Annotated in this window: 10 protein-coding genes; 2 read left to right on the forward strand and 8 right to left on the reverse strand. The window is 68.7% G+C overall.

Translation table 11 applies throughout. From position 1 onward, the window contains the following. Window positions 1–82: 82 nt before the first annotated feature. On the reverse strand, window positions 83–1,675 hold the full coding sequence (locus F3H10_RS12580; protein ID WP_149785104.1) for a sensor histidine kinase: 1,593 nt from the start codon (window positions 1,673–1,675) through the stop codon (window positions 83–85). Window positions 1,676–1,817: 142 nt separating this feature from the next. Between F3H10_RS12580 and F3H10_RS12585 the strand changes: the two genes are divergently transcribed. Beyond that, window positions 1,818–2,990: a pyridoxal-phosphate-dependent aminotransferase family protein gene (locus F3H10_RS12585; RefSeq protein WP_149785105.1), complete on the forward strand. Its 1,173-nt coding sequence runs from the start codon at window positions 1,818–1,820 to the stop codon at window positions 2,988–2,990. A gap of 58 nt (window positions 2,991–3,048) precedes the next feature. On the opposite strand, the gene F3H10_RS12590 is transcribed toward F3H10_RS12585, so the two are convergent. The 7 genes from F3H10_RS12590 to F3H10_RS16120 all read right to left on the reverse strand — a co-directional run bounded on the left by F3H10_RS12590 (window position 3,049) and on the right by F3H10_RS16120 (window position 9,731). Beyond that, entirely contained in the window at window positions 3,049–3,810 is a 762-nt protein-coding gene (locus tag F3H10_RS12590) for an FAD-dependent oxidoreductase (RefSeq protein WP_149785106.1), read from the reverse strand. Next, window positions 3,811–5,073, reverse strand: a complete 1,263-nt coding sequence (locus F3H10_RS12595) for an ABC transporter substrate-binding protein (protein WP_149785107.1) — start codon at window positions 5,071–5,073, stop codon at window positions 3,811–3,813. It lies immediately after the preceding gene. Window positions 5,074–5,076: 3 nt separating this feature from the next. Next, window positions 5,077–6,318 (reverse strand): ABC transporter substrate-binding protein, encoded by a 1,242-nt coding sequence (locus F3H10_RS12600; RefSeq protein WP_149785108.1) that lies wholly within the window; start codon window positions 6,316–6,318, stop codon window positions 5,077–5,079. 121 nt (window positions 6,319–6,439) lie between these two features. Beyond that, window positions 6,440–7,339, reverse strand: coding sequence for an ABC transporter ATP-binding protein (locus F3H10_RS12605; protein ID WP_149785109.1), 900 nt, complete (start codon window positions 7,337–7,339; stop codon window positions 6,440–6,442). Next, window positions 7,340–8,539, reverse strand: a complete 1,200-nt coding sequence (locus F3H10_RS12610) for a FecCD family ABC transporter permease (RefSeq protein WP_149785110.1) — start codon at window positions 8,537–8,539, stop codon at window positions 7,340–7,342. Next, a complete protein-coding gene (locus tag F3H10_RS12615; protein ID WP_149785111.1) occupies window positions 8,536–9,576 on the reverse strand; it encodes an FAD-dependent oxidoreductase in 1,041 nt (346 codons plus the stop codon). Before F3H10_RS12615 ends, F3H10_RS12610 begins: the two co-directional genes overlap by 4 nt. Beyond that, window positions 9,573–9,731 carry a hypothetical protein gene (locus tag F3H10_RS16120; protein ID WP_188127939.1) on the reverse strand — a complete coding sequence of 53 codons (159 nt, stop codon included), beginning with the start codon at window positions 9,729–9,731 and terminating at the stop codon, window positions 9,573–9,575. Before F3H10_RS16120 ends, F3H10_RS12615 begins: the two co-directional genes overlap by 4 nt. A 152-nt stretch (window positions 9,732–9,883) precedes the next feature. Here F3H10_RS16120 and F3H10_RS12620 point away from each other — a divergent pair, with 152 nt between their 5' ends. Next, window positions 9,884–10,549: a cyclase family protein gene (locus F3H10_RS12620; protein ID WP_149785112.1), complete on the forward strand. Its 666-nt coding sequence runs from the start codon at window positions 9,884–9,886 to the stop codon at window positions 10,547–10,549. The last annotated feature ends 398 nt before the right edge of the window (window positions 10,550–10,947 follow it).

Raw genomic sequence — 10,947 nt, forward strand, 5'->3', positions numbered from 1 at the left:
CCCGGCGCGGCTTCCACTCCGCGCAACTTCGACCCCGCACGGCCTTCGACCCCGCACGGCCTTCGACCCCGCGCGGGTTCGCTCACCCACCCCCGAACGCGTCCTCACCGCTTTCCTCGGACCCGGCGTCGGTTCCCTCCGCGAACTCGACCCCATCGATCTCGAAGCGTGCGCCGCCCGACTCGCTTTCGCCCGCCGTGACGGTCCAGTCGTGTGCGGCGACGATCTCCTCGACGATGCTCAATCCGAATCCGGTCCCCTCGTCGCTCGTCGAATATCCGGCCTCGAACGCTCGCTCGCAGTCGTCCTCGGGGATCCCGGGGCCGTCGTCCTCGACGTAAAAGCCGCTCGCGTCCCCGAGGGTCCCGACTCGGACCGACACGTCGTCGCCGCCGTGTTCGACGGCGTTGCGAAACAGGTTCTCGAGGAGCTGTCTGAGACGCGATTCGTCCGCCCGGATCCGGGTCCGATCCAGCTCGACCGTCAGCTCGGCGTCGGCCGTCTCCGCGGTCGACCACGCGTCGCTAACGAGTTCGGCGAGGCCGATCTCCGCGAGGGCCTCGACCCGGACCCCGTCCCGAGCCAACGCCAACAGGTCCTCGATGAGGGTCTCCATCCGCGAGAGCGACCGCTGGACCGGCTCGACGTGCTCGCTGTCGCTCTCCGCGGCGAGCAGCTCGAGGTGACCGGCCGCGGTGTTGAGCGGGTTCCGGAGGTCGTGGCTCACCACGCTCGCGAACTCCTCGAGGCGGTCCCGCTCGCGCTGGAGCTGTGCCTGCGTCCGCTCGCGCTCCAGTTCGTAACTGACCCACCGGGTCAACAGCTCGACGAACGTCTTCTGGAGGTCGCTGAACGGCTCCTTGCGCGCGTCCGTGTCCGCGAAACAGAGGGTTCCGGACAGCTCCCCGTCGATCTCGACGCGGCCCCCGATGTACGTCCCGAGCCCGAACCGCTCGTATGCCGGCTCCTCCTCCCATCCCTCGTTCGCCGCGTCGACCACGGTCAACAGCCGATCGAGTTCGACCGTCCGCTTACAGTAGGCCTCCTCGAGCGGACAGGTCTCGCCCCGTTCGAGCGCCGGATGCGTCGCGTGCGACGCCTGGATGTGTTGTGTCCCGTCCTCGATGCGGGTGAGAAAGCCGTTCGGCAGCTCGAGGTACTCGCATCCCAGCTCGAAGATCGCCTCGAGCTTCGCCTCGAACGAGCGGTCTCCGTCCGAGGAGACGGCGTATAGCCGCTGTATCGCGCGGAGGTTTCGCCGGCGCTGGCGCTCGAGGTCGTGTCGTTCGGTGACGTCACGGACGTGTACCGAGAGTCCCGAGTCGGAGGGGAACGCCCGCACGTCGAACCACGTGTCGAGCGGAGGATAGTACTCGTCGAACGACGCCGATTCCTGCGTTTCCATCGCCCGGTGGAACCGGTCGTAGAACTCGGTGTCGACCGCCTCCGGGATCGCCTCCCAGAGGTGCGTTCCCTCGATGGCGTCCCCGGCGCCGTCCGCTTCCGTAACCCCGCCCTCGCCGTCGGCCATCGCGTCCCGGATCATCTCGGCACCCCGTTCGTTCGCGTACGTGACCCGCCAGTCGTCGTCGACGGCGAAGAATCCGTCCGCCATTCGGTCGAGGACCGTCCGGAGATCGGTTTCGGGGTCCACGGCGGACGGCGGGTCGCTCATGGGTGATAGAACGTGCGGATCCACTTCAGTCGTGTGGCCCACGGGATCGGATCACGCGGATCACGGCGGTCCGCTCGGGACGCCTCCGGACGACGTATCGAGTTCCGTCGCGTTTTTTATATCCGCCGCGAGAACGGCCGGTATGCGCGATCGATCATCGGAGACCGTCGCGGACGACGAAGCTCCTCGAGTCGGGGAACTCACGCCGCCGGACCGCACGCTGATGGGACCGGGTCCGAGCGAGGTTCACCCTCGAGTGCTGCGCGGGATGAGCACGCCGCTCGTGGGACACCTCGACCCCTCGTTCATCGAGATCATGAACGAGGTACAGGAGATGTTGCGGTACACGTTCCGGACGGACAACCAGTGGACGATCCCCGTCTCGGGGACCGGGTCGGCGTCGATGGAGGCGGCGATCGGCAACCTCGTCGAGCCGGGCGACACGATGCTCGTCCCGACGAACGGCTACTTCGGCGGGCGGATGGCCTCGATGGCCGAGCGCGCCGGCGGCGAGGTCGTCGAGGTCGACGCGCCGTGGGGCGAGCCGCTCGACCCCGCCGACGTGGAGGCGGCCTTCGACGCCCACCAGCCCGACGTGTTCGGGTTCGTCCACGCGGAGACGTCCACGGGCGTCCTCCAGCCGCACGTCCCGGAGCTGACGGACATCGCACACGCCCACGACGCGTACGTCATCGCCGACTGCGTCACGTCGCTCGGGGGCGTCGAGATGCGCGTCGACGAGTGGGACGTCGACGTGGCGTACTCGGGCCCCCAGAAGTGTCTCTCCTGTCCGCCGGGCGCGAGCCCGCTCACGCTCAACGACCGGGCGATGGACAAGGTGCTCGGCCGCGAGGAGCAGCCCCGGTCGTGGTACCTCGACCTCTCGCTGCTCGAGGGGTACTGGGGCGACGAGCGCGCGTACCACCACACCGCGCCGATCACCAACGTGTACGCGATTCGCGAGGCGCTCCGGCTCGTCGCCGAGGAGGGGATCGAGAACCGATGGGAGCGGCATCTCGACGTCGCCGGCGACCTGAAGGCCGGCCTCCAGGAGATGGGCCTCGAGATGAACGCGCCGGACGAGTACTGGCTGCCCAGCCTCAACGCGGTCCGCGTGCCGGACGGGGTCGACGACGCCGCGGTCATCGACTACCTCCTCGAGGAGTACGACATCGAGATCGCCTCCGGGCTCGGCGACCTCGCGGGCGACATCTGGCGGATCGGCTGTATGGGCTACTCCGCGCGCCCGCAGAACGTCGAGTTCCTGCTTTCGGCCCTCGAGGACGCGCTCGACGCACAGGGGTTCGACGGGTAGCGGTCGGAGCCGGCTCGGTCACGGCTCCTCGGACGGGCGTGGCCTTCCGCTCTCCCGATCAGTCCTCGCGGAGGCTCGGGTGCGTCTCCTGATCGTCGGGATGCGACTCCGCGAAGCGTTCTCGTGTGGTCTCCAGCGATCGGGTCTCGCGTCGCCGACGCTCCGTCTCACCGATCTCCTCACACCCTGGCGGGACGGGGCGGCCGCGGTCGGAGAAGTACCCCTCCGGGGCGACCCAGTCGTGATAGAACGGCCGGTCGTCGTCCTCCAGCAGCGTGACCGCCACCTCCGCGCCGTGGCCGGCACACACCGCGACTTGGTGAGGTTTCCGAGCGAGCCGACCCGCGGCGTACAGCCCGTCGACGCCGGTCCGACCGCGCTCATCGGTGTCGACGAACGTCTTCCCGCGGTCGAGGAGGTCGACGCCGTCGATCCCCTCCAGATAGCCGGTTGCGTTCTTCGTGGCGGCGACGACGTAGTCGGCGGCGATCCGGTCGCCGTCCGCCGTCTCGACCCGGAATCGATTCGGTTCGTCGCTCTCGCTGCGTTCCTCGCTCGCCGGATCGACCACCGTTACCCGGGCGTCGAGGCGCTCGACGCCCGCGTTCTCGGCCTGCTCGCCGAGGAGGTCGAGGAAGTGACGCGAGTTGACGCCGGCGGGGAAACCGGGGACGTTCTCCAAGTGGGCGTTGCGCCGGAGGAGCGACCTGCCCGCGTCACAGACGAGCGTCTCCAAGCCGTGTCGGGCCGTAAACGTGGCGGCCGAGGATCCCGCGACTCCGCCACCGACGACGACGACGTCGTATTCCATGCCACTCATCTACGCGCCGTCGTTGATAACCTCCGCGACGCGCTCCCGGTCGAACAGTCGTTCCTCCTCGGGTATCTCCGGGTACGGTCCCTCCTCGTAACGGGGCCACTCGCCGAACGCGTCGGGATAGAGCTGTTTGGCGGTCATCTCCAGCTGGAAGAGGTTCAGGATCGGTCCCTGATACCGGGCACCCTGCGGGTGGATGCGGTCGTTTCGGACCGCGGTGACCTCCGATCCGACCGGGTCCCCCTCGAAGGCGGCTCGCCGTCCGGCCATGTCCGTCCCCGGCTCCATGCCGCCGAGGTAGAGGATCACGTCGGGGTCCGCGTCGAGTATCGTCTCGAAGTCGACGACCGTGCCGGACTCGACGCTCCCCTCGAACGCGTCTCGCGGGCCGAGCGGACGCGTGTGCGACGTGAGGAAGCCGGGATTGCTCAGGGTGTACGCGTAGATCTCCTCGATGTCGGCGGCGGCGATCATGACCGCGGTCGGGCGCTCCTCCTCCGGCGGCAACCGCACCTCGATCGTCCCGAGGAGCTCCTCGTGGACGGCCGCGAGCGCCTCGTAGCGTTCGCGCTCGTCGAAGGCCTCGGCGACGAGTTCGAACTGCTCCCACAGGCCGTAGTACTCGTAGTCGTCGGCCCACTCCGGCGCGGGTTCCTGGTGGCGGTCGCTGAGGGAGTTTCCGAACCACGGCGAGACGCGCTCGGCGACCTCGTCGATGTCCTCCCGGTCCCAGCCTTCCACTTGCGTCACCCACGCGGGGTCCGCGAGGTGGACGTCGCTGTCCAGTTCGTACAGCTTCTCCTTGTCCGGCTCCCACGAGGAGTAGAGCCCCGACCAGTCGAGCGAGACGCCCGGAAGCCGCTCGACGAACTGGTTCCAGAGCCCGTCGTAGTAGTCGGGCGCGTGCATCGCGGTGATCCCGTCTCCCCGCCCCAGCGCGAACGCCATGTCGGCGTGATGCGTGAGCCGGGTGAACGCCGTCTCCGGCGGCGACTCGAACGTCACCTCGCCGACCGGCGAGATCGAAGCGGTGTAGCTCTCGTCGCCGGCGTCGTCCGCCGTGGAGTCGTCCGAGTCACCCGATCCGCCGTCCGTCGAGTCGGTCCCGTTCCCGTCGGATCCGGTCGGATCCGACTCGGCGTCGCCGCCGGTACAGCCGGCGAGCAGGCCGCCGAGAGCGACCGCGCCGCCGTACGTCAGGTAGTCGCGCCGCGTCCGTTTCGTCGCCGATTCGTCCGGTTCGATGGTGTCGGTGTTGCTCGTCATGGTTCAGAACTCTCCGTTGATGACGTTCGCGACGCGCTGGCGGTCGAACAGTTCCTCGTCGCCGGTGACGGGGCCGAACTCGTCCGGATACAACTGCTTTGCGGCCCGTTCGGTCAGGAAGAGGTTGTGGATCGGTCCCTGATACAGGTAGCCGCCGCGGTACACGCGTCCGTCCTTGACCGCCGTAAGCTCGCTCCCGACTGGATGATCCTCCATGTACGCGAGCACGGTGTCGCGGAACTCCGTCGGCGATTTCCGTTCGTGTCCGCGAACGAGGATGACGTCGGGATCCACCTCGATCAGGTTCTCGTAGTCGAGTTCGCCGCGGTTCGTGGTGCTGAGGTTCTCGATGTCCGTCCCCGTGAGCGCGTCGGTCACGCCCAGGTCGAGCCACTGCTTCTTGCTCGTTCCCTTGTCGATCAGTCGGTACGGCGAGAAGGTCTCCGGTTCGTCCGTTCCCTCGAACGTCAGGAATACGCTCGGCCGGTCGTCAGTCGCCGGAAGGCGCGATTGTACGTCCGCGATGAACGACTCGTGAAGCTCGGCGAACGCTTCGTAGCGCTCGCGCTCGTTGAACGCCGCTGCGACTCGCTCGAACGCCTCGTACAGCGTGTAATACCGGTAATCGTGCCACTCGTCCGATCGTCTGAAGATCAGGTTCCCGAAGAACGGGGCGACGTTGTCGCGGATCTCCGTGACGTCGTCTTCCCCCCAATCGAACCAGTTGACGAGCATCTGGGGATCGTACAGGTGGACGTCAGCATCCAGCTCGTAGAACTGCTCTTTCGTCCTGACATCCGGGTGTGCCTCGATCGGGCTTCGATCGACGTCGACTCCGGAAAGCTCGTCGTAGACGTACGTGTAGTACCGGTCGGCGTTGCCGATACCGGCCAATCCGTCGCCCTTCCCCAGCGCGACGGCCATGTCCGCGAAGCCGCCGTCGTACGCGACCCACCGTTCCGGGACCGCCTCGAAGGTCACCTCACCGACGGGTTCCATGGCGGCGGTGTACGGGAGCCCGGCGGACGCTTCTCCCTCGGTGTTCGATCCGTTCGATGTCGTCGAGTTGGCCTCCGTGTCGCCGTCGCTGTCACCGCTCTCCGAGCCGTCGCCACTCGCCGCGACGCCGCCGCCATCGCCACCGCCGGTACACCCGGCGAGCAGGCCGCCGAGAGCCACCGTACCGCCGTACTTCGCGAACGCTCTACGAGTCGGTCCGTCAGGTGCTTCGTCGCCGTTGAGCATACTTTTAGGCTGGCCTAAAATAATAAAACCGTTCCGATCTTTAGGCCAACCTAAAAAGATCCGCCCGATCGCCGCGTCCGAGTGCCGATCGGAGTCATCCCGTGTCGGGCCGGATGCGGGATCACTCCTCGTGTCGCGCGCGGATCGGCGTCACCCGCGGGCCGCGTTCCGTGGCGACGACCTCGGCGTCGACGCGGAACACGTCCGCGAGCAACTCCTCGGTGACGACCTCCTCGGGCGGGCCGCGAGCACGGATCTCTCCGTCCTTGAGCGCGACCACGCGATCGGCGAGCCGCGCGGCCTGTTCGATGTCGTGGAGCACGACGACCACGGTGACCTCGCTCTCGTCGCGAAGGGTCTCGATGATCTGCATCACCTCCATCTGGTGGTGGAGGTCGAGGAACGTCGTGGGTTCGTCGAGCAGGAGCACGTCGGTGTCCTGTGCGAGTACCATCGCGATCCACGCCAGTTGCTTCTGGCCGCCGCTGAGGCTGCCCACCTCCCGGTCGCGCAAGTGGTCACAGCCGGCCAGCTCGATCGCGCGGTCGACCGCCCTCGCGTCCGCCTCGGTCGTCCGCTCGAAGAAGCCACGGTGCGGATACCGCCCGTGATACACCAGGTCCTCGACCGCGATGCCGTTCGGCGAGGTGCTCTCCTGTGAGAGCAGGCCCAGCTTCCGCGCGAGCGCCTTCGTGTCCATCGAGTGAACGTCGCGCCCGTCGAGCAACACCGACCCGTCCTCGGGCGTGAGCTGGTTCGCGAGCCCCTTCAGGAGGGTGCTCTTGCCCGACCCGTTCGGGCCGACGAGCGCGGTGACCGCGCCGGGCTCAACGGCGATCGACTCGCCGTCGACCACCGGCTCCTCGGCGGCGGGGTAGCCCAACACGAGCCCCTCGCCGTCGAGGTCGCTCGCGGCGTCGCCGGTCCGGTTCGCGGCCGTCGAACCGTTCGTTCCGTCCGAATCGGACGCTGCTTCGTCCGTCCCGTCGGTTCGCGTCCTCTCGAGTCCCTCGATCGACATTCAGATCTCACCCATGTGTTGCTGTTTCCGCATCAGGTACAGGAAGTACGGCCCGCCGACGAGCCCCGTCACGATCCCGACCGGGATCTGCGCGTCCGTGCCGGCGATCACGTTCATGCCGAGCCGCGCGCCGACGTCTGCGCCGACCATCAGCGCCGGCCCGACGAACAGACAGCCGACGACCAGCCGCTTGTAGTCGGTGCCGACGAGGTTCCGGACCATGTGGGGGACGATGAGGCCGACGAAGCCGACGATCCCCGCCACCGCGATGCTGGCGGCCGCCGCGAGGACCGCGACGCCCGACAGCGCGAACCGCACCTTCTCGATCGACATCCCGAGCGACTTCGCCGTCCCCTCGCCGAGCAGCAGGAGGTTCAGCTGTCGCGAGCCGGCGATCGAGAGCGCCACCGCGACGAGCGTCCACGGCAGCGCCAGCCGGACCTGCTCCCAGTCGGTGCCGGTGAGCGAGCCCGTGGTCCACGCGATCGCCGACTGGACGACGCCGATGTCGTCGGCGAAGAAGAAAAGCGCCGTCTGGAGGCTCCCGAAGACGGTCCCGACGATCACGCCCGCGAGCACGAGCCGCACGGGGCTCGTCCCGTTCTTCCAGGCGATGGCGTACACGACCAGGAAGGCGACCGAACCGCCGAGCGCGGCGATCAGCGGGAGGAACGCCGAAAGGCTCCCGAACACGACGAGCGTGAGGAGGATGGTCAGTCCCGCACCCGACGAGACGCCGAGGATGAACGGGCTCGCGAGCTCGTTGCGCGTCACCGCCTGGAAGATGGCTCCGGAGATCGCGAGGTTCGCCCCGACGATGACCCCGACGAGCACCCGCGGCAGCCGGATGTTCCAGACGATGAGCGTCTCGCGGGCCAGCTCCGGAAGTTCGCCCCGAAAACCGGTGACGGTCCGCATCAGTTCCTCCCCGAGGAGGAAGTTGAGCAGCCACCGCGGGTCGAACAGGACGGCGGGGTCGAGGACCGCGCGCCACGCCTGCCCGACCGTCATCGAGTACGCGCCAAAGCTCACCTGGACGAGCCCGGCGGCGACGATCACCGCGAGACTGGAGAGCGCGACGGCGACCAGCTTCGCGTCGAACAGCCACCCGACCCGGCTCCGGTCGGTCGACCGTCGCCTCGAGGTCTCGCCGTCGACCGACGATCCGCCGCCGCCGACCGTCGATCCCTCGCCGCTCATCGGCTCCCTCCCTCGACGGTCTCGGGGGCGTTCTCCCGCGTGATGCCGTCGATCTCACCGGCCACGTACTCGACGATCGCGTCGTCGTCAAGCGCCTCCAACACCGCGTCGGGACCGTGGGCGTCGACGACGGCGCTCGGGTCCAGGCGCTCGGCCACGGCCCGATGGCCGGCCGCCGCCCGCGACTCGATCGCCTCCGCGTCGACGTACGCCGACCGGGCGTCGTCGATCGCCGCCTCGCGGACCCGCAGGAACCGGTCCGAGTCGGGGTCGACCGGCGCGTCGGCGTGATGCGTGTCGAACCACTCCACCCAGCGTTCGCGGTCGGTCCACTCCCCGTCGAGTTCGGCCTCGCGTCGGAGCCAGTCGACCCCCTCGGCGGCCGCGGGCCACCATCCCTCGTCGATCCGGGCGTCGGCGACGACCCGCTTGCCGACGCGGGCCCCGCGCGCGGCGGCCGTGATCGCCTGTCGGTCGGCCTCGGACGGCGTGGCCACGTAGAGCCCCTCGACCGGGGTCGTTCCGTCGCGGTCGGCGTACTCGCGGTCGAAGTGCTCGCTCGTCTCCCCGTGGTGTTCGTGGGTCTCGAACATCGCCGCGTCGTCGTCGAGGCCGCGGAGGTACTCGCCGTCGTATCGCGTCGCCGCGACGACGCGTCGCGCCGTGACGGGCTCGCCCTCCTGCGGGATGACCCGAAACCCGGCGAGCCCGTCCGCGTCACTCGACGCGGACTCGTCGTCGTTCGACCCGCCGGTCGTCCTCCGTGGCTCGACCGGCTTGACCGACTCGATCAGGTCGTCGATGACCGTACAGCCCGCCCGCCGCAGGTGGTCGCGCACGAGGTCGGAGAACGTTCCGACGTCGATTCCGGCGGGGAACCCGGGGTAGTTCTCCAGGTGCGCACACCGGGCGATCGACGACCGACCGCGGTCGAAGACCGCCACGTCGAGTCCCCCGCGGGCGAGGAAGATCCCGGCCGAGGAACCCGCCGGACCGCCGCCGACCACGACGACGTCGCGATCGAGGGGGTCGCTCACTCCTCGCCTCCGTTCACGACGCTCGCGACCTCTCTGCGGTCGAACGACTCCTCGCCGCCGATACAGCCCGCGAGGAAGCCCGTACCGACGACCGCGCCGCCGTATCCGATCGCGTCGTGGCGGGTCGGTCCGCCCTCATCGGTGTGTCTCGCCATGTGATTTAGGCTCCCCTAAAGGATTAAATCGCTTTCGAATCTTAGGGGAGCCTAAACCGATCGGTGCCACCGCGTCACGTTCGCGGACGATCTCGCGGTCGGTGACTCGAAGTCGGGGACAGGGTTATCCCGCGCGTTGTGGGAGGTGAACCATGCCGCTGTACGACTGTACGCACCGGATCGAGACGGGAATGCGGACGTATCCCGGTGACCCGGACGTGTCGCTTTCCCCTCACGCGACCCACGAGACGGACGGGTACGAGGTCACTGCCCTCGAACTGGGGAGTCACGCCGGAACGCACGTCGACGCCCCGCGTCACACCGAACCCGACGGGCGGACGCTCGACGCGTACGCCATCGACCGGTTCCGGTTCGACGCCCGCATCGTCGACTGCGGCGACGTCGGCGCACGCGAGGCGATCCCACCGGACGTGGTTCCCGAGACCGACGCGGAGTTGCTGGCGTTTCGGACCGGCTGGGACGACCACTGGGGGACCGATCGGTACCTCGATCACCCCTACCTGGCCCCCGCGACGGCTCGACGCTGTGCCGAGGCGGGTCATCACGTGGCCACCGACACGCTCAACCCCGATCCAACGCCGACCGAGCGCGCGGGTTCGGACGAGCCCTCGGGCGTGCCGGCCCACCACGCCCTGCTCGGCGCGGAGCGGTTGGTCATCGAGAACCTGACCGGCCTCGAACGACTCCCCCGGCGGGTCACCCTCCACGCCTATCCGCTGGCCATCGACGCCGACGGCGCACCGATCCGGGCCGTCGCCGAAACCGACGCGGAGCCGGACGATCCCGCTGACGCGTGAACGATGATCGAGCGGATCGACGTCGGCCGAGGCGATGCCGACCGTCTCGCCGACCGGAGAGCACGTTCGACCACGCCGTGAGTCGACGCCGGGTCTCGATCGCTCGGTACCACCTTTTTCTCGTCGGATTCTCTCCCACCTTTTTCTCGTCGGGTTCCCTCGCTCACTGCGTTCGCTTCGGGAACCACTCCTCGAAAAACCTGGTGGGAAAAAGCCGACGGCTCGGCGTTCGCCTCGCCGTCGGTGAACCGCTCACTCCGTTCGCGGATGCTCACTACAGCCCAAGCAGCGATCGATCCATGCGGTGGCGCGCCTGCGAGCGCCCGGAGGGCGCGAGGAGCCCGCGAGGGACGCCGCGACCGAAGGGAGCGGCGAGGCTGGGGAGGCGTGAGGTGCGG

This window comes from Halorubrum aquaticum (assembly GCF_900113615.1).
GTDB lineage: Archaea > Halobacteriota > Halobacteria > Halobacteriales > Haloferacaceae > Halorubrum > Halorubrum aquaticum.